22 protein-coding genes are annotated in these 25,635 nt (G+C 52.2%); 12 read left to right on the top strand and 10 right to left on the bottom strand.

Annotated features, from left to right (window positions below):
- Positions 1-22: 22 nt before the first annotated feature.
- Positions 23-2,662: a DNA topoisomerase (ATP-hydrolyzing) subunit A gene (gyrA, locus tag CBE72_RS11425; RefSeq protein ID WP_044734507.1), complete on the bottom strand. Its 2,640-nt coding sequence runs from the start codon at positions 2,660-2,662 to the stop codon at positions 23-25.
- Between the two features lie 357 nt (positions 2,663-3,019).
- On the opposite strand from gyrA, the gene ubiG reads away from it, so the two are divergent.
- From ubiG to CBE72_RS11370, 10 genes are all read left to right on the top strand, one after another.
- A complete protein-coding gene (ubiG, locus tag CBE72_RS11420; RefSeq protein WP_100143624.1) occupies positions 3,020-3,730 on the top strand; it encodes a bifunctional 2-polyprenyl-6-hydroxyphenol methylase/3-demethylubiquinol 3-O-methyltransferase UbiG in 711 nt (236 codons plus the stop codon).
- Positions 3,731-3,734: 4 nt separating this feature from the next.
- On the top strand, positions 3,735-4,403 hold the full coding sequence (locus CBE72_RS11415; protein WP_100143890.1) for an HAD family hydrolase: 669 nt from the start codon (positions 3,735-3,737) through the stop codon (positions 4,401-4,403).
- Positions 4,404-4,876: 473 nt separating this feature from the next.
- Complete coding sequence (nrdA, locus tag CBE72_RS11405) at positions 4,877-7,165, top strand: class 1a ribonucleoside-diphosphate reductase subunit alpha (protein WP_100143622.1); 2,289 nt, start codon at positions 4,877-4,879, stop codon at positions 7,163-7,165.
- A gap of 59 nt (positions 7,166-7,224) precedes the next feature.
- On the top strand, positions 7,225-8,355 hold the full coding sequence (gene nrdB, locus CBE72_RS11400; protein WP_025010421.1) for a class Ia ribonucleoside-diphosphate reductase subunit beta: 1,131 nt from the start codon (positions 7,225-7,227) through the stop codon (positions 8,353-8,355).
- The gene (gene yfaE / locus CBE72_RS11395; protein WP_071475569.1) at positions 8,324-8,659 is read left to right on the top strand and encodes a class I ribonucleotide reductase maintenance protein YfaE; all 336 of its coding nucleotides are present in this window, start codon (positions 8,324-8,326) and stop codon (positions 8,657-8,659) included. Before nrdB ends, yfaE begins: the two co-directional genes overlap by 32 nt.
- A 97-nt stretch (positions 8,660-8,756) precedes the next feature.
- Entirely contained in the window at positions 8,757-9,998 is a 1,242-nt protein-coding gene (locus tag CBE72_RS11390) for a glycosyltransferase family 4 protein (RefSeq protein ID WP_100143620.1), read from the top strand.
- Positions 9,999-10,042: 44 nt separating this feature from the next.
- Complete coding sequence (locus CBE72_RS11385) at positions 10,043-10,900, top strand: hypothetical protein (RefSeq protein ID WP_100143619.1); 858 nt, start codon at positions 10,043-10,045, stop codon at positions 10,898-10,900.
- Position 10,901: 1 nt separating this feature from the next.
- Complete coding sequence (locus CBE72_RS11380) at positions 10,902-11,321, top strand: hypothetical protein (RefSeq protein ID WP_052247922.1); 420 nt, start codon at positions 10,902-10,904, stop codon at positions 11,319-11,321.
- Complete coding sequence (locus CBE72_RS11375; RefSeq protein ID WP_167387667.1) at positions 11,311-12,531, top strand: glycosyltransferase family 4 protein; 1,221 nt, start codon at positions 11,311-11,313, stop codon at positions 12,529-12,531. Before CBE72_RS11380 ends, CBE72_RS11375 begins: the two co-directional genes overlap by 11 nt.
- Positions 12,531-13,481, top strand: coding sequence for a hypothetical protein (locus tag CBE72_RS11370; protein WP_100143617.1), 951 nt, complete (start codon positions 12,531-12,533; stop codon positions 13,479-13,481). Before CBE72_RS11375 ends, CBE72_RS11370 begins: the two co-directional genes overlap by 1 nt.
- A gap of 30 nt (positions 13,482-13,511) precedes the next feature.
- Here the strand turns inward: CBE72_RS11370 and CBE72_RS11365 are convergent, their stop codons facing one another.
- The gene (locus CBE72_RS11365; RefSeq protein WP_229671782.1) at positions 13,512-14,003 is read right to left on the bottom strand and encodes a YciI family protein; all 492 of its coding nucleotides are present in this window, start codon (positions 14,001-14,003) and stop codon (positions 13,512-13,514) included.
- A 221-nt stretch (positions 14,004-14,224) separates the two neighbouring features.
- Positions 14,225-16,246 carry an oxidoreductase gene (locus CBE72_RS11360; protein WP_100143616.1) on the bottom strand — a complete coding sequence of 674 codons (2,022 nt, stop codon included), beginning with the start codon at positions 16,244-16,246 and terminating at the stop codon, positions 14,225-14,227.
- Positions 16,247-16,443: 197 nt separating this feature from the next.
- On the opposite strand from CBE72_RS11360, the gene sppA reads away from it, so the two are divergent.
- A complete protein-coding gene (gene sppA, locus CBE72_RS11355) occupies positions 16,444-18,297 on the top strand; it encodes a signal peptide peptidase SppA (RefSeq protein WP_100143615.1) in 1,854 nt (617 codons plus the stop codon).
- Positions 18,298-18,409: 112 nt separating this feature from the next.
- On the top strand, positions 18,410-19,426 hold the full coding sequence (gene ansA / locus CBE72_RS11350) for an asparaginase (protein WP_100143614.1): 1,017 nt from the start codon (positions 18,410-18,412) through the stop codon (positions 19,424-19,426).
- A gap of 65 nt (positions 19,427-19,491) precedes the next feature.
- On the opposite strand, the gene CBE72_RS11345 is transcribed toward ansA, so the two are convergent.
- From CBE72_RS11345 to CBE72_RS11315, 7 genes are all read right to left on the bottom strand, one after another.
- The gene (locus CBE72_RS11345) at positions 19,492-19,773 is read right to left on the bottom strand and encodes a YeaC family protein (protein ID WP_100143613.1); all 282 of its coding nucleotides are present in this window, start codon (positions 19,771-19,773) and stop codon (positions 19,492-19,494) included.
- On the bottom strand, positions 19,770-20,087 hold the full coding sequence (locus CBE72_RS11340; protein ID WP_100143612.1) for a zinc ribbon domain-containing protein: 318 nt from the start codon (positions 20,085-20,087) through the stop codon (positions 19,770-19,772). Before CBE72_RS11340 ends, CBE72_RS11345 begins: the two co-directional genes overlap by 4 nt.
- Before the next feature lie 9 nt (positions 20,088-20,096).
- A complete protein-coding gene (locus tag CBE72_RS11335; protein WP_100143611.1) occupies positions 20,097-21,224 on the bottom strand; it encodes a M14 family metallopeptidase in 1,128 nt (375 codons plus the stop codon).
- 146 nt (positions 21,225-21,370) lie between these two features.
- On the bottom strand, positions 21,371-22,051 hold the full coding sequence (locus CBE72_RS11330; protein WP_100143610.1) for a response regulator transcription factor: 681 nt from the start codon (positions 22,049-22,051) through the stop codon (positions 21,371-21,373).
- Positions 22,052-22,287: 236 nt separating this feature from the next.
- Positions 22,288-24,075 carry a DUF885 domain-containing protein gene (locus CBE72_RS11325; RefSeq protein ID WP_100143609.1) on the bottom strand — a complete coding sequence of 596 codons (1,788 nt, stop codon included), beginning with the start codon at positions 24,073-24,075 and terminating at the stop codon, positions 22,288-22,290.
- Positions 24,076-24,355: 280 nt separating this feature from the next.
- Entirely contained in the window at positions 24,356-24,778 is a 423-nt protein-coding gene (locus CBE72_RS11320; RefSeq protein ID WP_100143608.1) for a VOC family protein, read from the bottom strand.
- Between the two features lie 274 nt (positions 24,779-25,052).
- Positions 25,053-25,511, bottom strand: a complete 459-nt coding sequence (locus CBE72_RS11315) for a hypothetical protein (protein WP_100143607.1) — start codon at positions 25,509-25,511, stop codon at positions 25,053-25,055.
- Positions 25,512-25,635 lie beyond the last annotated feature (124 nt).

Below are 25,635 nucleotides of genomic sequence, written 5' to 3'. Positions count from 1 at the left end.
CGCTCAGATATGCTTGATGCTGTTATTCCTGCTCGGCTTCAGGTGCTTCGGGCGCTTGGCCTTCAGTATCCTCAGCCGCAGCTTCGGCCACTATGGGTTCGCCGTTTTCATCGAATTCCACTTCGTCTTCATCAGACTGGATTTCATCGATACGCTGTAAACCCACCACGGCCTCGTCACCGGCGGTGCGGATAATGGTCACGCCCTGGGTATTACGGCCTATGATGGAAACGCCGGCCGCTGGAGTTCTCACCAGTGTGCCCTTGTCGCTGATCAGCATGATCTCATCATTGTCGCCAACCTGAACCGCACCGACTACGGCGCCGTTACGCTCGCTGACCTTGATGGAAACCACGCCCTTGGTAGCACGGCTCTTGGTTGGGTATTCACTCAGTTCGGTACGCTTACCAAAACCGTTCTCTGTCACTGTCAGAATGGCGCCATCTTCTTTTGGCACTATCAGTGAAACCACTTCCTGACCGTCTTCGAGTTTGATACCACGAACACCGGTAGCGGTACGGCCCATGGCGCGCACCTGATCTTCGCTAAAGCGTACCACCTTACCTTCGTTGGAGAACAGCATGATTTCATTGCTGCCGTCGGTCAGGTCAACGCCGATCAACTGGTCACCGTCTTTCAGGTTAACGGCGATAATACCGTTGGCTCTTGGGCGGCTGTACTCGATAAGCGATGTCTTCTTCACTGTACCGTGGGAAGTCGCCATGATGACATACTTGTCGGCTTCGTATTCACGAACCGGCAGAATCGCCGTAATGTGCTCGCCCTCAGACAATGGCAGCAGGTTCACAATAGGTTTACCGCGCGACTGACGGCTGGCCAGCGGCAACTGATAAACCTTGAGCCAGTAGAGCTTGCCGAAGTCGGAGAAGCACAAAATGGTGTCGTGGGTATTGGCGACCAACAGTTTCTCAACGAAATCTTCGTCTTTAACCTTGGTAGCCGCTTTGCCCTTACCGCCGCGGCGCTGCGCTTGGTAATCGCTCAGAGGCTGATACTTGGCATAACCCAAGTGCGACAGGGTTACTACCACATCTTCTTCGCAAATAAGGTCTTCGAGGCTGATATCCACGGCTGAAGCATTGATCTCGGTGCGACGTTCGTCACCATATTGCTCGAGCACTTCTTCCAGCTCTTCTTTGATCACTTCCATCAGACGCTCTGGACTTCTGAGGATATGCAGCAATCCAGCAATCAACTCCAGCAGCTCTTCATATTCCTGGAGGATCTTCTCGTGCTCAAGACCGGTCAGACGGTGCAGACGCAGCTCGAGGATAGCCTGGGCTTGCTGCTCAGTCAGATAGTAGAGACCATCGCGAATACCAAACTCCGGCTCCAACCATTCAGGGCGGGCGGCGTCATCACCGGCTTTTTCCAACATGCCCTGCACGTTGCCGAGCTGCCAACCGGTTTCCACCAGTTTAACCTTGGCTTCTGCGGGTGTTGGCGAGGCCTTGATCAGCGCAATCACAGGGTCGATGTTGGCCAGGGCGATAGCCAGGGCTTCCAGAATATGCGCGCGTTCGCGGGCTTTACGCAGTTCAAACACGGTTCTGCGGGTCACCACTTCACGGCGGTGCAGAATAAAGGCTTCCAGCATCTCTTTAAGGTTAAACAACTTAGGCTGACCATTGGTCAGGGCCACCATGTTGATACCAAAAGAGGTTTGCATCTGGGTCTGGGCATAGAGGTTGTTGAGCACCACCTCGGCCACTTCGCCGCGCTTAACCTCAACGACGATGCGCATACCGTCCTTATCAGACTCATCGCGCAGGCCGCTGATGCCTTCAATTTTCTTGTCTTTTACCAGCTCGGCAATCTTTTCAATCAGACGAGCCTTGTTCACCTGGTATGGAATCTCGGTAACAATGATCCGCTCGCGGCCATTGTCTTCGGTTTCCACCTCGGCACGGGCGCGCATAATCGCCTTACCGCGGCCGGTACGGTACGCTTCCTCTATGCCCTTCTTGCCATTGATAATGGCGGCAGTCGGGAAATCCGGGCCCGGGATATAATCCATCAGCTGTTCGATAGACAGCTCAGGTTCTTCGATAAGTGCCAAACAGCCTTTAACCACTTCGGTCAGGTTGTGCGGCGGAATATTGGTGGCCATACCCACCGCAATACCGGAGGAGCCGTTGACCAGCAGGTTGGGGATCCGGGTCGGCAACACGGCCGGGATCATTTCGGTGCCGTCGTAGTTGGGGACATAATCGACGGTTTCTTTCTCAAGGTCAGCCAGCAGTTGATGCGCCAGCTTTTCCATACGAATTTCGGTATAACGCATGGCCGCCGCGGCATCGCCATCGATAGAGCCGAAGTTACCTTGGCCATCCACCAGGGTGTAACGCAGCGAGAAAGGCTGTGCCATACGCACTATGGTGTCGTACACGGCGCTGTCACCATGAGGGTGATACTTACCTATCACGTCACCGACAACACGTGCCGACTTCTTATAGGGTTTGTTCCAATCGTTTTTCAGCTCGTTCATCGCAAAGAGTACGCGGCGATGTACCGGCTTGAGGCCATCGCGTACGTCTGGCAATGCCCGCCCGACGATAACGCTCATGGCGTAATCCAGATAGGAGTTCTTTAGTTCGTCTTCAATATTTATTGGCGAAATTGATAAAGCCAGATCAGTCATAAACTGCTCGATCCCCTTAAATTAGCTGACAACTTGTAATCCGTGTCATTGTCGAGCCCAACAAACGTGATTTGGCATTCTAACACAGTTATTTAATGTCGGAAGTCCTTAAAGCCGCCTTTGCAGCCAAAAAGGCCAAGGGCATGATACAAGTCGCGAGCAGGGCCAAAGATCACTGTCCTGGGTGTGGATTCTGCTGCTGTTTTTATCATCAAAAACCGAATCTTGCCTATATTTTGCGCGATCTCTAATCTTTGCCGAGAGCGATCACATTGAGGCACCATTTTATGCTGCCCTTGCGCGTAAGTTATATGGTTATAATAGGTTCACTTTATTATTGCTGTTTCAGGTCCGAATATGTCATCTCTACCCAATGTCGACCCTCAGGAAATCGCCAAGTTTGAAAGTATGGCCGCCAGTTGGTGGGATCCTGCCGGTGAATTCAAACCGCTGCATGAACTCAACCCTCTGCGCCTTAATTATATAGACGCCCAATCCGGCGGTATCTTTGACAAGCTGGTACTGGATGTCGGCTGCGGCGGTGGCATTTTGTCAGAGAGCATGGCCCGCATCGGCGCTAAGGTCACCGGCCTCGATATGGGCTTTGAGCCGTTGGAAGTCGCCAGGCTGCATGCACTCGAAGCAGGCGTCAGCATAGACTACCTGCAGGAAACCGCCGAAGTGCATGCCCAGAATCATCAGGGACATTACGATACAGTTACCTGTATGGAGATGCTCGAGCATGTACCGGATCCGCAATCTGTGATCCAGGCTTGTTGCGATATGGTCAAGCCCGGAGGTTGGGTATTCTTCTCCACCATTAACCGCAACATCATGTCTTGGGTACAAACCATACTCGGTGCCGAGTATGTGCTAAAAATGCTACCTGCCGGTACCCACGATCACAGCAAATTTATCCGTCCGTCCGAGTTGATCGCCATGGCGGAACACACCGAACTGTTGTGCCGTGACGCGCTGGGCATAAAATACAACCCCTTGAGTGGCGTATTCAGTTACACCAAGAGCGTTGAAGTTAACTACATGATTGCCTGCCAACGCCAGGACTGATGCCATGACGCCTAAGCTGCCGTTTCAAGGGATTCTGTTCGACTTGGATGGGACTCTGGTGGATACCGCCGAGGACCTGACCGAAGCGCTGGCCTTGGCGCTGGCATCCCATGGCGTCTCGATAGAGGATAAGCGTAAACTTCTGCGTACTCTGGCCTCTCACGGCTCGCTTGCCATGGTGCAAGCCGCCGTGCCCCAAGCCTCAGCAGAGGAGCAGGAGCATATCCGGCAAGCGATGCTCAGGGAATATGATGAGGTCAACGGCCAAAAAGCCTGTTTGTTTGAAGGCATAGAAGCCTTGCTGGACAGTGCCCTATCAAGAGCCTTGCCGCTCGGGATTGTCACCAATAAACCGGCGCGTTTTACCCGCCCCTTATTAGAGCGCATCGGGCTGCTTAAACGCTTTGATGCTGTGGTCAGTGCCGATACCACCCTCTATCGTAAGCCCCACCCTGCTCCTATGTTATTGGGGGCTCAGCAACTTAACTGCGCTCCCGAACGTATTCTCTATCTTGGCGATGCCGAGCGCGACATAGTCGCGGCGCAGGCGGTCAATATGCCCTCTGCCATCGCCCTATGGGGATATCTGGCTGCCGAGGATAAACCGGCGGAATGGGGTGCCGATTGGCAGTTAAATCATCCACAGGCAGTGATGTCGCTGCCATTGTGGTAAGTCACTCGTTCACTTTCCCCATAATCCTTTGGAATAATCGGCCTCAAAAAAGCCCTTGCACCACAAGCGACACCATGATAGCAAGCCGACAAAGATCACAGATTGACGTTTATTTTGGCAGTCGCTCACTTTGCTCACGTTTGCCGATTTTTTGAGCTCGCCATCGGTTTGCGCCAGAAGGGGTGCCACTTTGACTTTTGATATCCTCAAGATATCCACAAGATATGCCCAAAACACAGACTTGCAAAAGTTCACTCACCTCACTATCTTGTTACTCAAGATCTAAAACAACACCATATCTAGTGTATTGGTCGCAATCGAACATACTAGTCATGCACTGAAATCTTCCAGTTAACAGAGCCCTCTCGGGCTGTCTTCGTTAACTGTTCGGTTGATTGTTTTACTTTACATGGAAAGGTTCAATGGTGCGGGCGTACCATTGTCACTGATATTACAACCAAGGCCTATCTTCAATGAATAGCACTATGACAGTTACCAAACGCAGTGGCGCACGAGAAATTATCGATCTCGACAAGATCCACCGTGTTATCACCTGGGCAGCCAAAGGATTAAACAACGTCTCGGTCTCCGAGGTAGAGTTACGTTCTCATCTGCAGTTTTATGATGGTATTCCCACAGAAGCCATCCATGAAACCATTATCAAGGCCGCCGCCGACCTGATCTCTCCCGACTCTCCGGACTATCAGTTCCTGGCAGCTCGCCTTGCTATTTTTCATTTGCGTAAGAAGGCCTTTGGTCAGTTTGAACCGCCAAAACTGGCTGATCATGTCAGCAAGTTGGTTGCCATGGGCAAGTACGACAAGCATCTGTTGGAAGACTACAGCCGTGAAGAACTGGATGTACTCGACAGCTATATCGACCACTGGCGCGACATGAACTTCTCCTATGCCGCCGTCAAACAGCTGGAAGGCAAGTATCTGGTACAAAACCGTGTGACTCATGAAGTCTACGAAAGTGCCCAGTTCCTCTACATTCTGGTAGCCGCTTGCCTGTTTGCCCGTTATCCGAAGGAAACCCGGCTGCAGTATGTCAAAGACTTCTATGATGCGGTTTCTACCTTCAAGATCTCTTTGCCGACGCCTATCATGTCCGGTGTGCGTACGCCGACCCGTCAGTTCAGCTCTTGCGTGCTGATCGAGTGTGACGACAGCCTGGATTCTATCAATGCCACGGCCTCATCCATCGTCAAATATGTCAGCCAGAGAGCCGGTATCGGTGTGAATGCCGGCCGTATTCGCGCCCTTGGCAGCCCGATTCGTGGCGGCGAAGCCTTCCACACAGGTTGTTTGCCTTTTTACAAGTATTTCCAGACTGCGGTGAAATCCTGCTCCCAAGGCGGCGTTCGCGGCGGTGCTGCAACCCTGTTCTACCCTATCTGGCACCTGGAAGTTGAATCGCTGCTGGTACTGAAAAACAACCGTGGTGTTGAAGACAACCGTATCCGTCACCTGGACTATGGCGTTCAGATCAACAAGCTGATGTATCAGCGGATGATCAAGGGGCAAAATATCACTCTGTTCAGCCCATCGGACGTTCCCGGCCTGTATGACGCCTTCTTTGCCGATCAGGACGAATTCGAGCGCCTGTATGAACAATATGAACAGGACCCGAGCATTCGCAAGAAGACCCTAAAAGCGGTCGAGCTCTTCTCGCTGATGATGCAGGAGCGTGCTTCCACCGGCCGTATCTATGTACAGAACGTGGATCACTGTAACACCCACAGCCCCTTCAACGCCGAAGTGGCCCCAGTGCGTCAATCCAACCTGTGCCTTGAGATTGCCCTGCCAACCAAGCCTCTGAACAATATTGACGATCCCAATGGCGAAATCGCCCTTTGTACTCTGTCGGCGCTGAACCTGGGTGCGATAAACGACTTGGGCGAACTGGAAGGCCTTGCCGATTTGGCCGTGCGCGCCCTGGATAACCTGCTGGACTACCAGGACTACCCAATTCCTGCAGCCAAAACGGCATCGATGAACCGCCGCACTCTGGGGATCGGGGTCATCAACTTCGCCAACTATCTGGCCAAGAACGGCGTGAAATACTCTGACGGCAGCGCCAACGGCCTGACCCACAGAACATTTGAAGCCATACAGTACTACCTGCTCAAGGCCTCGATGAATCTGGCCAAAGAGCTGGGTGCCTGCCCGCTGTTCCATGAGACCACTTATTCTCAGGGGATCATGCCGGTAGATACCTACAAGCGGGATCTGGACAAGATTTGTGATGAGCCGCTGCACCTAGATTGGGATGCCCTGCGTCACGATATCAAGCAGCATGGCCTGCGTAACTCGACTCTGTCGGCACTGATGCCATCCGAGACCTCTTCGCAGATCTCCAACGCCACCAATGGTATTGAGCCTCCACGCGGCCTTATCAGCGTCAAGGCCAGTAAAGATGGCCAGCTCAAGCAAGTGGTGCCCGATTTTGATGAGCTCAAGGACAAGTACGAGCTGCTGTGGCAGATGCCCGGCAACGACGGTTACCTGCAGTTGGTGGGTATTATGCAGAAGTTTGTCGATCAGGCGATTTCGGCCAACACCAACTATGACCCATCCAAGTTTGAAAGTAACAAGGTTCCGATGAAGCTGCTGCTCAAGGATCTGTTGACCGCCTACAAACTCGGGGTCAAAACCCTTTACTACCACAACACCCGGGACGGTGCTTCCGACAAATTCGATGACATTACCAGCATCGAGAAGGAAGACGACGGTTGTGCCGGCGGCGCCTGCAAGATTTAAGCAGGATTAAGTAACAAGTTCGGGGCCCAGGTGGCCCCGTTGTTTGGAAAGAGTAGATCATGGCTTATTCAATTTTTTGTCAAACCCCCAACGATGCCACCCGCGAACCTATGTTTCTCGGTCAAGCGGTTAACGTGGCCCGTTACGATCAACAGAAGTACGAAGTATTCGAGAAACTGATCGAAAAGCAGTTGTCTTTCTTCTGGCGCCCGGAAGAAGTGGATGTCAGCCGCGACAAAATCGATTTTGGCGCCCTGCCGGATCATGAAAAGCATATCTTCCTCTCCAACCTCAAGTACCAAACCCTGTTGGACTCGATTCAGGGCCGCAGCCCCAATGTGGCTTTCCTGCCGCTGGTGTCCCTGCCCGAGCTGGAAACCTGGATTGAAACCTGGTCCTTCTCCGAGACCATTCACAGCCGTTCCTACACTCATATCATCCGCAATATTGTCAACGACCCATCCGTGGTATTCGATGACATAGTGGTCAATGAGGAGATCCTCAAGCGCGCCGGCGATATTGCAGAGTATTATGACCGCCTTATCGAGCTGACCCAGCTGTATCACCTGCATGGTGAAGGCAAGTTCGACGTTAACGGTCGCACGCTAGAAGTCACTACCCGCACCATCAAAAAAGCCCTCTATCTGTGCATGATGTCGGTCAATGCGCTCGAAGCGATACGTTTTTACGTCAGCTTCGCCTGCTCCTTTGCCTTTGCCGAGCGCAAATTGATGGAAGGCAACGCCAAGATCATTCGCCTGATCGCCCGCGATGAAGCTTTGCACCTGAACTCAACCCAACACATTATCAACCTGATGCAGGGTGGCAAAGATGACCCTGAGATGGGTGAAATCGCCAAAGAGTGCCAGCAGGAAGCTTACGATCTGTTCCTGCGCGCCGCCGAGCAGGAAAAGGCCTGGGCCAAGTACCTGTTCAAGGATGGCTCCATGATAGGCCTGAACGAAACCATTCTCTGCCAATATGTGGAGTTCATTACCAATCAGAGAATGAAGGCGGTTAACCTGGGCGCACCATACAGTGAGCAGAGCGATCCCCTGCCCTGGATGAAAAACTGGCTGGAGAGCGATGCCGTACAGGTCGCGCCTCAGGAAGTGGAAGTATCATCCTATTTGGTCGGCCAGATAGATTCGGCTGTCGATGACGATGAGTTCTCCGACTTTGACCTTTAACAAAGCCCCTATCGTGCTGCTGCGCGGAGAGCCCTTGCTGCTGTATACCACAGAACACAGGACTCTCCTGGCAGCGCTCGAAGCCCGTAAGGTGAGCATTTTTTCCGAGTGCCGCAGCGGGTTTTGCGGCGCCTGCAAGACCCGGGTGCGCAGTGGCTCGGTCACTTACCTGACCACGCCATTGGCCGAGTTAAAGGCGGATGAATGCCTGCCCTGCTGCTGTGTGCCTACGGAAGATCTGGACTTGGACCTCTCCAGCGAAGGTGCCGACATGCCGCTGCTGCGGGTTAAACATTTGGCCTGACACAAGCGCAAAAACGCCGTCAATGGCAAATCTCCTACAGTCAAACAAGCGTTTTTTCGTTGTAAATCCTGCCTGACTCCGGTACTCTGCCGGACTTATGAAATCAGACTCAAGTTATTCATTCAAAAGTCTTTATTGCGCTTTTGATCGCTACCCTCTGCCCAAAGGCGCGTCGACCCATATACGTTATATGGCGTCAACCCTGTTTGCCTTCCAGTCCCCTGGAATGCTCTATCTACAAGGTGATCCCCAGATGCCTTCCTGGCAGCAGGAAACCCTGTCACTCGGCAGCAATCCCAGCGAGGCAAGCAGTGAGGTCAGTATCGTCAGGCACCAGCTAAACCCAGGCTCGGGCAATAACGTACTTGCCAAGGCGCTGGACTATGCCAATCAGCTTGGGGCGCTGCTCAGGCAAAATCGCGATACCCTGACATTGGCGCAGTTTCGCGACCCCTGGGCGGGGGTGCCTTTACTGGATCATCGCAAGGACAATCCAGCGCTCAAGCTCGTTTATGAGGTCAATGCCCTGCCCAGCATAGAGCTGCCTATTCACCTGTCGCTGCCGCGAAAAACCCTGGCCAAAATCAGCGCCTGGGAGCAGCGTTGCCTGGATGGTGCCGATCTGATTGTGACCCCATCAAAGCTCACGGCTGCGGGCCTTGAAAAACGCACTACTACTCCAGTAGTCTATCTGCCAAACGGCGCCGAGTTGCCGCCTGCCGAACCATTGAGGCAAGCACAGGATGCGAGTCTGCCCAGGCTCATCTATTTTGGTGCCGCCCAGCGCTGGCAGGGGCTTAAGGATCTGCTCATAGCTTTTGCCTTGGTGCGTCAGCAGTTGGAGGTCGAGCTGGATCTCTGCCTTTCTCTTGAAAATCGCCAGGCCCGGCAGGTAAAGGCCTGGCTCAAGTCCATGGAACTGGAAGATTGTGTTTCGCTGCATTTCGGGCTGGACCAAGCCAGTCTCAGGCAAAAAATTCAGGCCGCGAGCGCGTCTTTGGCGCCGCTCACGCCCTGCAGGCGCAACATGCTTCAGGGATGCTGCCCTTTGAAAGTACTCGAATCCATGGCTTGTGGCACCGCAGTTATCGCCTCGGATCTACCGGTCATTCGTGAACTAGTAACCCATGAAGTACATGGGCTCTTGGTTCCCCCCTCCAGGCCCTCCGAGCTCGCCAGAGCCTGTATTGAACTGCTCAGTCAACCGGCCAAGGCCAAAGATTTGGGACTCAAGGGCCAACAAAGGGTGACAGAGCAGTTCCAATGGCAACAGATCTGCGCTCAGCTCAGCGACTTGTATCACCAGCTGAGCCAAGGCCCCATGCAAGCTAGCGCTTAATCGCTAGCCGTTTAATAGCACCTGTTTAATGTCAAGGAAACGATATGGAAACAGCCATAAACCCTTTTAACGCCCCGCTTCACTACTGGCGAATGCGCAAAGTGTTCAAGCAGTTAACCCCGGCGGAGCAGGAATTTATCCGCACCAAGAAGTTGGATGCGACCCATTCGACCCAGCACTGGTTACTGTTTCTCAAGCGCCTGACCCGATTGGATCGTATGGGCAGCCCATTGAGACGCCAGTTTCGCCGCAGCCGCAATTGGTTGATAGGTTTCACTGTTGTCAGCATATTCCTGCCCGTGCCTCACCTGGTGGTGTATACCCTGGTAGGGTTGACCCTGGCCTCGATATTACTGCTTCACAGCTGCAACAATATGGACGTCAACGACAATGTGCGCACCGGCCTTATCAAGTTAATGCAAGTATTGGCGATGGAGACCAACAGCGTGCAGCTGAAACTGGATCTCGACTCCATACACAAGCGTAAGCCGGCCCGAACCGAAAAGCCTGAGAAAAATACCCAACTGGCCTACTTTGAAGTGCCACTGTTGCAATTCAGGGCCAAACTCAAAGACGGCAATGAGCTGCAACTGCGGGTGGATGATGTTATCTGTCGTCGTAAACGCACCCGTCGCAACGCCCGAGGCAAAGTCAAAACCAAGATCAAGTACAAGGGACGGCGCAGCATTCGCAGCTGCCTGACGCTGAATGCTGAATATTATCATCTACGCCAGGGTAAACTGGCACCAACGAGCAAGGCACAGACTCAAAACGGCATCACCAAGGTGAAATCCAACTCCACCTTTAAATTTATCGGTGAGTCACGTTTGATGGATGCCGAGAATATTCTCAGAACCATCGCCAAGTCCTATCAACAGACCAGTATTCGAGCCAGGGGATAATATGAGTCAGTGTCAGCTAAAAGTCGGTTTTTTCACCCTAAGCCCTTGCGGCCAACCTGCCGTTGGCAGTTGCAGTGAGTGCCAAGCCAGTGTCTGCGAGCATCATCTGGATCCCAAAACCTGTCTGTGTTTTCAGTGCGCCGCCAAACCCTTAAAGGTCGGCAAGGAAGTCTATGAAGATCCACACTCAGGCACCAAGTATGAGCAATTGAGCCTACAAGGCGTTAAACCAGAGGATCCGCTTGCCGGTTTCGCCCTCAAGCAACTGTATCTCGGTAGTGCCTGGTACCAACTGCACACCAAACACGGCAGTTACAATAAAGAGTTTGATGCCGAAGACTTTGCCGCTTTTGAGCTCCCTGTCGACGAAGATGATCAGCAGTTGCCGGATTACGAGTATCGGGATATCTATGACAGCTAACCCCAGGCTACTGTGGCTGACTCAACACTACCCGCCGGCCAAAGGCGGCATGGCATTGTCCTGCGATAGACTGGTGCGCCATTTGCGGCGGCTCGGGGTACATATCACCCTTTATCATTTGCGCTCCGGCGGCTTGGAAAAGGAGACCGGCTATTTTGCCGAGCAGGGTTGTGATCACAGCTTCCCCATGGGTACAAACCCGGCGCACTCGCTCAATCTTCTGTGGCACAAGCTGGAAGGTGAATATGATGCTGTCGTTGCCTATGGCTATCCCTTGTCCATGCATGCCGGGCGGGTGTTTGCCGCCTGGCTTGGGCTACCGCTCATCACATTGCTGCGCGGCAACGACTTCGACTTGAGTATTCTCGATCATCGTCGCTATCAAGTGCTGCAGGATACGCTGCAAGCCAGCGCGCTGGTATTGACCGTCAGCGCCGACAAGGCTAAACGGGTCAAAGCCCTGTGGCCGCAAGTCAGAGTTCACAACATGAGTAATGGCCTGGATAGCGAACGTTGGCAACCATTGCCGCTGGATAAAGAGCAAGCCAAAGCCTGGCGTTCCAATAACCTGGAAAATCCCAGTCAGCCTGTGATTGGCCTTTTCGGTCATTTGAAAGAGAAAAAAGGTTTGGCCTTTTTTATCGAGACCTTCAAACGCAGCCCCTTGGTACACAGCTGCCATCTGTTGTTGATTGGCGAGCTGGATGAAAGCGCAGCCGAGCTATTGCAAACCCTGCCCGAGGGCAGTTACACCCTGGAGCCGTTTCTTGACAGATATCAACTGATAAGCCGTTATCTGGTATGCGACCTTATCGCCATTCCCTCTTTCTATGAGGGAACCCCCAATGTGCTGCTGGAGGCGGCGGCGCTTAACATCCCTGTGCTCGGCGCCTGCTGTGGCGGTATGGCCGATCTTATCTTCGACAGCCTGCATGAGCGCGAAAAGCATGTCTTTGATGGCCGTTTGACTGACAGTAATGCAGCAAATAATCTCCGCGGCCAAACGGACTCAGGTTATCTGTTTCATCCAACTTCGGCGGAATCGCTTTTGGATGCGTTGGTGCGTTGGCAAACCGATACGGCTTCGATTCGCGCCGCCAAGAGCCAGGCCTTGTACCAAACGGTACTGAGTCAGTGCAGCGCCGAGGCTGAAGCCGAGCGCTATTTTTCTGTCATCAAGTCTCTGGTCGCTCAAACGGCGAGTCACTGATGCTTATCTATTACGCCCCCGGCGGCGGACTCGGGCACTTGAGCCGGGCACTTAAAGTGCTCGGCTTTATCAAGGCGCAGCAAGCGTTGGTGATCACAAGTCCACTGCCGTTAGCGGTCGATGCGCTGCTACCAAAGGGCATTCAACACATAAGTCTGCCTACCAGGCTTCAAAGCCGAGCCGAACTCAGCGCTTGGCTCAAGCAGTTACTGGCATCGCTCAACAAGCAACAAGCGTGTCGGCTCATGCTGATAGATGCCTTTCCCGGGGGCATTTGGGGCGAGCTTGGTGATATCCCCTTGCCTGGCAAACTTGTCTATATCGCCAGATTGCTCAACTGGAATGTCTATCGCCAGCGTATTGCCCATATTCCCCGTTTTCAGCAAATCTGGTTTTGTGAATGGCCGACCCCGGAGCAAGAGCTGGCGCTCTCCAATCAAACGGGCCAACGCTTCTGGCTGCCGTTACTCGGCGAAGACAAGTCCCAAGATGCAACCCCAAAGGGTCTTGAAAAGCCTAAACAGACTCTGGTGATCCACTCGGGAAGCCTTGCCGAGCAGGCTTTACTGCTTGAACACGCCACAAAGGCGGGAGAAGCGATAGATATTATTGCGCCGCCGCGCCCAAGCGCCGATGCAGGCTTTAATAGCAACCCCCTTGATAAGCGTGCTCTGAGCGACTTCAACAACTGCAACAACAAAGAGCACAAACCTGGATTAACCCGGCTGCAACTGTACCCGGCCTCAGATATTGGCTGGCAGTATCAAAGGGTTATCTGTGGCGGCGGCTTCAACCTGGTGAGCGAATATATCCTTCATCCCGGCGCCCTCTTCGTGCCCCTGACCCGGGCGCTGGATCTGCAGCATCTGCGTATCGACCGCGGCTTGGGTGGTTTTTTACCGCCGCCCGGGTTGAGCTCAGTACCGAAAGATATCCTCAAGCGGCTTTGAAACGCTCATTTAGTGTTGAAAGCTTGACACTTAAGGCTGTGACTCGGCTATCCGGGCGTGAATACGGTTGACCTCCAGCAAAGCTGCACTGCCGTACCAAGCTTTAAGTTCCATAATAAGGCTACCGGCCTGAACCGCAGGATCGCAGGCCGTCAAGGCTTCAGCCTCAGCCAGACTGGCGACATCAAAGATATAAATCCCCCGCCACTCGCCGCCATCGATAAAGGGCCCGGCTAACACGAGTTTGCCCTCATGCGCCAAACGCTGAATATGGCTCATGTGCGCTCTTTGAAGCTCGGCGCGCTGTTCTTTGCTGCCACTTCGATTGGGACCCGCCTTTAAAAACGCCATCACATAAGGTTTCATACCATATTTATCGGCACCGAGTGCATGGGCCAGCGCCTTATCATAAGCAGGCGTTTCAACGGATACCGGATTATCTGAACCAGCAGCCGTTGCCACTAAACTCAAGCCGGTCAACAACGCCAGCGCGCAGCAACTCGCCATGGTAGTTTTCATCATTGCTATCTCCCCAACCCGATGCCCTTGTATGTCCGCTTTTCGACAATAAGGTTATAAGTAAAGCAAAAAAATCCCCGCCGTGGCGGGGAGTTAAGCTAAGTAATCCGACTTTGACAGGCCTCGGCATGCCTTCAGTCTGATGCCTTGAACGTGCAAGCCAGTCTCTACAAAAGAGAAGGCCAAGAGGACTTATTCGCACCTTCCTTAAACCCGGATAAAGACTAGATCCGCATCGCCAATTCGGCACCCTGACGAATGGCGCGTTTGGCATCCAACTCGGCAGCGACATCCACGCCGCCAATGAGGTGCATTGGCAAGCCGCACTCTTCCAGTTCCGGCAACAGCACACGGTTGGATTCCTGACCTGCGCAGATCACCACAGTATCCACAGACAGCAGCTGCGGCTTGTCATCAATCAGTATGTGCAATCCCTGGTCATCAAAGCGCTCATAGCTGACCCCACTGAGCTCTGTCACCTTGTGCTGCTTAAGCACCATGCGATGGATCCAGCCCGTGGTCTTACCTAAGCCTTTACCCAGCTTGCTCTTCTTGCGTTGCAACAAATACAGCTCTCTGGCCGGGGCATGCGCCTGGGCTTGTTTGGCCAGTCCGCCGCGCTCGGCGTAACTTGTGTCTATGCCCCACTGACGATACCAGCGCTCCGGCTCCAGCGTGCAGGACTCCTGCTCGCCGAGGAAATGCGCCAAGTCAAAACCTATGCCGCCGGCGCCGATAAGTGCCACTCGCTGGCCGACTTCCACCTCGCCCCGCAGCACCTGTTGATAGCTGACCACCTTGGGAGAATCAAACCCGGGCAAGTTCAGCTCTCTTGGCACGACACCACTGGCAACCACCAACTCATCAAAAGGTTCATCCCTGAGCACCGAGGCGTTGAGCGGCGTATTCAAACGCAAATCCACCTTAAAATGTGCGAGGCGATTCTTAAAATAACGTATGGTTTCGTTGAATTCCTCTTTACCTGGAATCTTGCGCGCCAGGTTAAACTGGCCACCGACTTCATCTCGGGCTTCAAACAAGGTCACCTTGTGCCCCCGCTCAGCGGCGTAGACGGCAAATGCCATCCCCGCCGGGCCCGCGCCCATCACAGCCAGGCGTTTGGGGGACTCAGTCTTGGGGAAATTAATCTCTGTCTCATAGCAGGCTCTTGGATTAACCAGGCAAGTAGCACGCTTGAGCGAGAAGGTATGATCGAGACAAGCCTGATTACAGCCGATGCAGGTATTGATGGCTTCGCTTTGATTGGCCGCAGCTTTGTTGACAAACTCAGGATCGGCCAGGAAGGGCCTGGCCATAGACACCATATCCGCCTGCCCCGAGGCGAGGATCTGCTCGGCTATCTCAGGCGTATTGATCCTGTTGGTGGCCACCAAAGGAACACTGAGTTCTTTTTTCAAACGTTCAGTGACCCATGCAAAGGCGCCTCTGGGTACGCTGGTAGCTATGGTCGGGATCCTAGCCTCATGCCAACCTATGCCGGTATTGATGATAGTGACACCGGCTTGTTCCAGCGCTTTGCCGAGCTCAATGACCTCCTCAAGGCTTGAGCCCTTGTCGACCAGATCCAACATAGACAGACGAAAGATAATGATGAACTCGGGCCCAACCTTGGCGCGGATGGCGCGAACAATTTCCAGTGGCAAGCGAATACGGTTGGCAAAACTGCCGCCGTACTCATCGCTGCGCTGATTGACCCGCTCACAGATGAACTGATTGATGAGATAGCCCTCAGAGCCCATCACTTCCACGCCATCATAACCGGCCCGTTTGGCCAATTCGGCAGAGGTGGCATAGTCCTTTATGGTGCCGCGGATTTGCCGCAAAGACATGGCGCTCGGCGTAAATGGGGTAATGGGTGACTTGACCTTGCTCGGTGCTAGTGAAAAAGGATGATAGCCATAACGGCCGGCATGAAGGATCTGCATACAGATCTTGGCGCCGCCCTCATGTACAGCTCGGGTAACGATTTGGTGTTTGCCCACTTGCCAGGGAAAGCTCAACTGACAGGCATTGGGTGCCAAACGGCCGCGAAAGTTGGGCGCTATGCCGCCGGTGACAATCAAACCCACACCACCCAGCGCCCGCTCCTTGTAGAAGTGTGCCAGTTTCTCAAAACCGCCCTTTTCTTCTTCCAACCCGGTATGCATGGAACCCATGAGTACCCGGTTTCTCAGCTGGGTAAACCCCAGATCCAAGGGTTCTAATAAATGAGGAAAGCCCGACATTAAAACATCCTTTTTAAACAAGTGATTTAAATCAGCATAACCTGAGCCGCCATCAAGCTCAACATAAAGGATGCGTTGCCAATCTCTCATTAGCTAAGACAGTGAAAGCTTGGGAATAAAATCACTTACAATTGTATTTTCCCGTCACTGCTATTTTCAGTTAGCATTAGCAGAATGCATGGAAAAATGGAGTGGCTATGTCCGCAAAACCCCTGACAACCAAGAATACCCTGATGTTGATCTGGAATGTGATCAACTTCATTCGCAAGCTGGTGTTGAACCTAGTGTTCTTCCCGCTGTTCTTTATCGCTTTGATAGCCGTGGTCATCGCCATGGTCAGCAGTGATGAAATCCAAGTTGAAGATGGCTCGGCGCTGGTATTGAACCTGGCCGGCGGCATAGTGGATCAAAAGCGCCAGATTGACCCGTTCGAGGCGATGTTAAGCCAAGGCAAAGGGCCTGATGCAAACGGTGAAATCTTATTGAGCGAAGTGCTTTATACCATTAACAGCGCTACCAATGACAAGCGGATCAAGGCCCTGGTGTTGGATCTATCCGAACTGCAATATGGCGGCCTGAGTAAGCTGAGCGCCATAGGCCAGGCGCTCAACGAATTCAAAGACAGTGGTAAGCCTGTGGTCGCCATAGGTAACTACTATGATCAGAACCAGTATTTCCTGGCGAGTTTTGCCAATACTGTCTACCTCAACCCTGAGGGCATGGTGGCGGTAGATGGCCTGAGTCGTTATCGTCAATACTATAAGTCGGCGCTGGATAAGTTAAAAATCAAGGCGCACATTTTCCGTGTCGGCACTTTCAAGTCAGCGGTCGAGCCTTTTATCCGTGACGATATGTCAGAAGCCGCCAAGGAGGCCAACTCTGCCCTGCTCAACGACATCTGGGGCAGTTACACAGAGACTGTCGCCGCCAATCGCGGCATAGACAAATCCAGCCTGGGCCTTAATGCCACGGCTTATTTGGCAGAGCTGGAACAAGCCGACGGCGATTCAGGCACCATGGCGGTTAACCTTAAGTGGGTCGATAAACTGGCCAGCGCCGAAGACTTCCGCTTGGCGATGTTGGAACTGGTAGGCAAAAGCAGTGAAGGCGATAGCTTCAAGCAAATCAGCTACTATGATTACGCCACGTTGATGGCACCGCTGCCCGAGCTGGTCCCCTCAGAAGAGATTGGCGTAATAGTGGCCAAGGGCAATATTCTCAACGGCAGCCAGCCGGCCGGCGACATTGGCGGCGAAAGTACCTCCGCCCTGCTGCGTAAGGCGCGCTTCGATGACACGATCAAGGCCGTAGTGCTGAGGGTCGATAGCCCCGGCGGCAGCGCCTTTGCTTCCGAGCAAATTCGTCAGGAAGTGCTGGCATTGAAGAAAGCCGGTAAGCCTGTGGTGGTCAGCATGAGCAGCATGGCAGCCTCCGGTGGTTACTGGATTTCGGCCAGCGCTGACTATATCTATGCCACTCCCACTACCCTGACCGGCTCCATCGGTATCTTCGGCATGATAACCACCTTCGAGGATTCCCTGTCTTCAATCGGTGTCAATACCGATGGAGTGGCCACCTCCGACTGGGCCGGTCTCTCGGTTACCCGGCCACTTTCCGATGGTGTCAAGGCGGTGATCCAGCGCCATATTGAACGCGGCTACAAAGACTTTATCTCACTGGTCGCCAACGAGCGCAATATGACACTCGAGCAGGTGGATAAGATTGCCCAAGGCCGCGTCTGGTCCGGCAAGAAAGCTCTGGAGCTAGGCTTGGTGGATGAACTAGGCGATCTTGATAACGCCATTGCCAAGGCCGCCGAACTGGCAGGGCTGGATAAGTTCGACAGCCGAGTGATAGAGCAAGAGCTGACACCTGAGCAACTCTTCATTCAGGAGATGTTTGCTAGTGTTTCCGCTTATCTGCCTCAAAGTGTCAAGCAGTCCAGCGTACTGGAAAAATTGCTGACTCAGTGGAGCAAAGTGCTGGAAGAATTTGCCGCCTTTGATGACCCTAACGGTGTCTATCTCTACTGTGATAACTGCAGTTATTGATAGCCTATCTCTGTAAGCCCGGCGAGCCGGGCTTTTTTACGCCTTATGCTGAGGAGCTTGATTTGCTATACTCCCGCCTCTGTTTTGCCCCAGAGATAAATAAAGCCAGATTATGAGCAAAAGAAAGTCCATCTATGTCGCATACACGGGCGGCACCATAGGGATGCAAAAAACCAGCAACGGCTTTGCCCCTGTTGCCGGTTTCCTGACCGAATGCGTCAACTCCATGCCGGAATTTTTCCATGAAGAGATGCCGACATTCGTTATCCAGGAATACAGTCCGCTGATAGACTCTTCCAACATGGCTCCCAGCCACTGGCAGATGATAGCCGACGACATTCAAGCCAACTACGACAAATATGATGGCTTTGTCATTCTTCACGGCACGGACACCATGGCATTTACCGCCTCGGCACTGTCTTTTATGCTGCAAGATCTCGGTAAGCCGGTTATCGTCACTGGCTCGCAAATACCACTGGCGCAGTTGCGCTCAGATGGCCAGACCAATCTACTCAATGCCTTGTATATCGCCGCCAACTATCCGGTTGCCGAGGTTTGCCTATTTTTCAACAATAAGTTGTTCCGGGGTAACCGTACCACCAAGGCTCATGCCGATGGCTTCGATGCCTTTGCTTCGCCGAATTTCCCCCTATTGCTGGAAGCCGGGATCAAAATTCGTCTGCGCGCCGGTAAAATTGCCCCGGCTTGCGATAAACCATTAAAGGTTGCATCCATCACCCCCCATCCCATAGGTGTGGTCACCCTGTATCCAGGGATCTCCACCGAGGTGTTCAACAACATATTGCAGCAACCGGTAAAAGCATTGATATTACTGACCTATGGTGTCGGTAATGCACCGCAGGATCCGGCCTTGTTGGAAACTCTCAAGCGAGCCAACGACAAGGGCACTGTACTTATCAATTTGACCCAGTGTTTACAGGGAAAGGTCAATATGGGCGGTTATGCCACCGGCAACGCCTTGGCGAAGGCCGGCGTCATCAGTGGCGCCGATATGACCACCGAAGCCGCCTTGACCAAGTTACATTACCTCTTGTCTCAAGGGTTAGATGTCGAAGAGATAAGACGGCAGATGCAACAAAACCTCTGTGGTGAACTCACTGCAGATTGAATTTAATTGATAGCAAAAAGCCCTGTTTATACAGGGCTTTTTATGTTTAGAATCCAGAGAATTAATTAAAGATCAGATTCTTTGAATTCAGCAATGCTCTCACCGCGAAACTGTTTTTTCAGCTGCGCCTTGGACAGCTCGTTGATCTGCCCACCGGCGCCTATAGTGAAGTGCTCGGTTTGTTCCATACGCCTGGCTTGATACAGCATCACCAGTTGCAGGGTGTTTTCCCGCTGCTCCTCGGTCAGCACAGTGCCATCTTCCCACTTACCTATCTCGGCGGCGCTGCGCAGTCTTTCATAGACCTCAACCGGCATCTCTTCAATCACTTTATTGATATCTGTCATACACTTTTCCGCTTGTGCAAAATAATACGTACCCGGGTTATCAGATAGCCCACGAAACCGAGCGTAAAGCAGACGGCACCGGCAATGGCGCGATAACCTTCGGCGACTTCCCCACCCCAGAACCAGATAACCACCCCGGCGATAAACAGGGTCAAAGCCAGAAAGCTCTGATTCATCAGTTTGGTCGACTGCTGAATATGGCTGATCCTCGACAGCGACTCGGTGTTGGGGCCCAGCTTGGAACTGCAGTGTGGGCAACTGGGTGCCTTACTGGAGATCCGCTTGCGGCATAAAGGGCATTCAACCAGTGCCATAGCTGCTCCTTACCTGAGTTTATCCACTACGGCCAGCATGGCGGTCAAAGAAGCTTCACCCAGGTACAAGCAGCGCTCCGGGGACCAGCCCACCAGCGGATCGGCCAGATTATCATTATCTTTAAATGGCATTTCCAAGGTGTTTGACAGGCAGTTGAAGGTTTCACCGACCCAGTTGGAACCTATGGTCAGGTTGGCCTTGCCGGGCTCGTCCTTTTCATAGCCATGTTCGGTTTGGAAATCCGGGCTAACCAGCAGTAGTGCCGAGGCAAATTCCTGTTGCAACTGAGTCAAACGCTCATCCCAACAAGGAATGCCTTCACAACCGGCCAAGAACACATAAGGCAGACCTTCATCACCATGAACATCATAGAAGAGATCGACACCGGTTTCTTTCATCTTCTGTACCACATGGTACACCTCTGGACTCTTCTCCAAGCTTGGCGTTTGCCACTCCCGGTTTAGGTTAACGCCGACAGCATTGGTGCGCAAATGGCCGCGGGCGCTGCCATCTGGGTTCATGTTGGGTACAACATAGAAGTTGGCCTTATCCAGCAACTGTTTGGAGACAGGATCGTCCGAGTCCAACAAACGATACAACAAACCTTCCACCAGCCATTCGGCCATGGTTTCCCCCGGGTGCTGACGGGCAGTGATCCAGATGTTGCGCTTGCTGCTATCACCGTCACCGACCTTGACCAGGGTCAGATCGCGACCATCCAGGGTCAGCCCCAGGTGTTCCAGACTCACTTCAGGATGCACCTGCACTGCGCTGAGCAGATCCAAGTGGCGCTCATAACTATAAGGAGCAAAATAGGCTATCTGAATCGCGTCGGCGTCCAATTCAACATTGATACTCAGTTTGCCGTCTTCATATTTGGTGGGCAGACGGAACCAGTGCTGGCGATCATAGCTGGCAACTGCTTGGTAGTTTTCCCAGCCTTTGGGATAAGAGGCGCTGCCGGCGTTGATGATATTGAGGGTGTAACCGTTTCCTACCTGGCCTTCAAAACGGAAATTGAACCACTGGTAGAACTCTCCGCCCTGATCCGGGCGGATCGCCAGTCTGATGTCGTCCTTGTCATCCAAACTGATGACTTGAATATTACCACCATCAAAATTCGCGCTGATCCGCATGATGTTTTCCTTCATTGCTTTTATAGGGTGTGGAGCCGGAAGGCTCGCGCAAGTGGGCTATAGGATAAACCAAATTGGCCGCGCTTGAAAACGCGACCCAAAGCGATATTGCATGCTGGAATAAAAGAGTGGTGAGATGTTGAATCTCACCAGAGGTTAAAGCTGTATCCTTGGCCGCGCACAGTATTGATAAGGCTTCGAGGTAATTGAGTCTGCTCCAGTTTGCGCCGGGTGTTGGAGATGTGCATATCGAGGTTACGATCAAACTGACCCAGTTCTTTTTTCAATACCCGCCGCTGTAACTCCTGTTTGGTAACCACTTGTCCCTTACGATCAAACAGATATTTGAACAAGCGAAATTCTGTTTGAGTCAAGCACAGCTGCTGATCGGCGATGGCCACTGTGTTATCAGTCTCGTCAAACTGGATATGCTTGTTAAACGTCAGTTCGGCAGTTTCCTGTTCCTTGCAGATATTAATCCGTCGTATGAGTGCTTGAATACGGACCAAGAGCTCTTTAACACTGAATGGTTTACTCAGGAAATCGTCTGCCCCCAGTTCATAGCCTTTAATCCTTTCCTCTTCGTTGTCTATGGCTGAAATTACTATGACAGGCGTTTTGTCCTTACGGGCAAGCAACATCTCAAAACCATTGAGTTTGGGCATCATTAAGTCGAGCAAAATAACATCCGGAGTAAAGGTGTCCAGTCTCATCAACGCATCCAAACCATCAGTAGCGGCTACTACATAATGTCCCTCGCTCTCCAGAGTTTCTTTAAGTAAGTCCCTGAACTCCAGGTCATCATCCACTAATAATATTTTCGTCATTTCCGTTAAATAATTCTCGAATAAGAACCATTACCATTTACGTTAACATGATTGCCCCTGATGAGCCAGTAAAATCCACCGCCAGTCATGATTGAGGTGCGCAGGATCACGCCCAAGGAACAACGAAAATGGGACAGTGGGTCAAACTGTCCCTAAGGGTAAGAACGACTTGTTTAATGACTCCAACCCCGAGAGCCATACCACAGGGTGAACTCAGTTTATTGTTGGATAACGCTCTAATTATCTTGTATCAATTGACTGATGTACTTGACCGGGGCACTGCCATAGCTGAGAAAGCTTTCGTGGAACGCCTTGAGATCAAATGCCTTGCCTTGCTGCTGTTTGAGCTCCTCCCTGAGATCGTAAATTTCACGATATCCGGCGTAATAGCTGGTCAACTGTACCTGGCTCAGCGTTGCCCGGCGCCACTTACCTTCCGCCTCGGCTTGCTGTTGGAAGGCTTCTTCGGTCATCAGCTTGATGGCCTGCTCTTCAGTCATCCCCTTGACCTGAATGCTGTAGTCCAGAATGGTGTTGCAAATCACCCTGAGGTTCCATTTGTAGTACATCAGCCACATTTCCGGCTCAAAGTTGCCATAGCCCTGTTCCAGCATCATACGCTCGGCATAAACGGCCCAACCTTCGACCATGGCGCCATTGCCAAACAGGCTCTTGACCAGGCTCGGTGACTCATTGGAGTACACCAGCTGAGTGTAATGGCCGGGGATCGCCTCATGTATGTTCAGTACCTGCAATATCCAGTGGTTATACTCGCGCAAGTAACTTTCGGCCTGCTCGTCAGTCATGCCATCGAGGGGAGTCACGTTGTAATAGGTGTTGCCCCCCTTCTCATAAGGTCCGGGAGCACTGATGGAGGCTCCGGCAAAACCTCGCATATATTCTGGTGTTTCCCTGACCACCAAAGGCTTTTTCGGATCCAGAGTCACCAAGTCATGTTGATTGACAAACTTCACCAACTCGGGGATCTGCGCTCTCACCTCGGCCACAAAATCTTCCCGCTTAACATGCCGGGCCGAAAGCTTATCGATCAACTGCCTGATAGCCTTCTTCTCGTCTTGCGGCTTAGGCTCTTGGAAATACTTGCTCCAGAGCTTATCGGTAATTTTCGCCATTTCGCCCTGAACCCTGGCCTTATCGGCCAGCGCTTTTTCATAGAGGGCCTTGGCGCTCATACCAGCCTGAATATCGAAGGCAAACTTCTCCTCATAAAGTGCTTCTCCTATCCGAAAACTACGGCTGCCTTCGCGCTTAAGTTGCTGCTCAAGCTGTTTTAGAAACTGGATATGCCCTTCGATGGCTGCCACGGCATTAGCCAGTCTTTGCTTGAACAACGCCTTTTCATCAGCGTTCAAGCCGGAAGCGTCCACCTTGGCGAGCAGTTCATCGGACAATACCGTAAAGGCACCCTGATTTTGCATGATGGCCAACTCTGTGTGCTCCAGAGTGGGATTATTTATGTTTTGCTGCGCCGCCCGGTAATAAGCCGGCACATTTTCCAATCGTCCCAATACAGAGCGCAACCTTTGATCCAGAGGTGCAAAGTCCTCATTGATGATTTGCGCAAAGCCTCCAGCCACGTTGTAACTGGAAGGATCCCACTGCCAGGACTTAAAGCGCTTGATCTCCCACTCCATGCTGCCGAGAACATTTTCAATCAAGCGATAGTCAATCAGGTTGGCCGCTGTCAGCGCCGCAAAATCAAAGCTCGCCATCTTGGCTCGCTGCTGCTGAATAAAGTTCAGCGTCGCAGTGCGGCTGGTCGCATCCGGTACCAGGAGTTTGGCATCATACTGATGAAAACCGTTATAGAGCGCCCAAGTCGGTGCAACTTGCCATAGCGAATCGATAAAGCTTTGACTGAATGCACTAAACGCTTGGTTCTGATCTTGTTTAACAACAGCAGAGAGGTTAGATGCCATCGCCTCGGGCGAGCCTTGGGTTTGACATGCAGACAGACCTGTCAGCGCCAGTGACACCGCCAGGCACAGGGTGAGTTTTTTCATATGATTTCCTTCCCGGCACCCGCGTGTTAAAAATTGAATTGTTATCGGTTTTTGGGTGCATAGTAGGCAAGTAAATCATGGACGCGACGACTTTTCAGCAATTGTTGTTAAAAAGACATTCTTTGTTACAGAATGCGGCCTCGCTTAACCCCTTGGTTAATCGCTGAGTTGGCGCAACTTCCTTTCTGCGAAGGGTGAATAAAGCATCCTCGAAACAGTAACGCAAAAAATCGGCGTCATTAACATTAACCCTATCATCTATCTGCTTCGGGGGACGCCGCTAAAAAGTAACTGTTACCGCATCGGCACTACGGATTGCCTCACCATGGTAAACGGCTTCGATATTATTACCATCCGGATCAAGTACAAAGGCTGCATAATAACCGGGATGATAGTGACGCATCCCAGGGGCACCGTTATCCTTACCGCCATGAGCCAAGGCAGCAAGATAAAACTTATCCACCATACCCGGGTCTTTTGCCTGGAAGGCGATATGATGGCGCCCGGTAAGCTCGCCCAAGGCGGCAGCGCCATCTACTGCTGTAACCAGCAATTCATCAGCCCAGAAGTACCCCTCTCCCGAGCCACCAATGGGAATATCAAGAGTGGCCAACACGGCGTTATAAAAGTCATAACTGGCCTCAAGGTTACTTACAACCAATTGAATATGATCAATAAGACGCCCCTTATAAAGCGCTGTCATGAGAAGTACCTCCTTCAAAAGAAACCAAGGAATGATTTGCCCTGATGCGAATCGGCGTCAACAAACAACTTGTTTAAATATTCACCCACGCGCGAACCCCAAGGCTCATCCTGTGCAGATTAGCAATTGAGAAAACAGATATGCCTCGGCCACCAGCATAGGCTTGATCAGCGAAACTCAAAAAGGCTCGGCTTAAAGACCAAAGAATAAGCTTCCAGAAGATAAAATCATTGAGATGCGCCGGAACACTCATCCCTTTCAACGAGTTCAGATATCAACGACGATGGAACTTCGCGTCTTGATCGAGACACCACTGCGCCGTTGCGCTCTTATCCTCATTGGGTCGGCCGGTAAGAAGTTCACCATGTTCATTGATGAAATAGACAAACGCCTTGGCATCACCCAGTTCATCCCAGTAGAGCATAGCCTTATCAGCTTCCAAACCTTCACACGTTGTGATTTTTCCACCTACGGACTCGATATAGGCGCTACCCTTGATTTGGCTCAGGGGCGCTCCCGTACATTGGCTGTTGTCATAAAGATTGGCAATACTGTGGTAGCGGTTTTCATCAAAGCGCATGACAAACTCTTTTCCCAGTTTACCGTCACTGAGGCAACCTGTAGTCCATTCCCCTTTGAGCGCATCCGGCATGGCATCATCGCCATGGAACATCAGGAAACCGAGCGTTGCAGCCAGAATAAGCAGCAACATCACACTTAACGATTTGATCATTAACACATCTCTGACAAAGAATTTATCAGGATATTACTCCGCGATGACCCACTTCGCTATCGAACTCATCGCAAATTTACATTGAGTGCGACAAATTGGTTCCTAAGGGTAAACTGTGGCACAT

Source organism: Shewanella carassii, from assembly GCF_002777975.1.
GTDB classification, from domain to species: Bacteria; Pseudomonadota; Gammaproteobacteria; order Enterobacterales; family Shewanellaceae; genus Shewanella; species Shewanella carassii.
The sequence above is the reverse complement of the archived record's forward strand: the minus strand, read 5'-3'. Positions and strand labels throughout refer to the sequence as shown.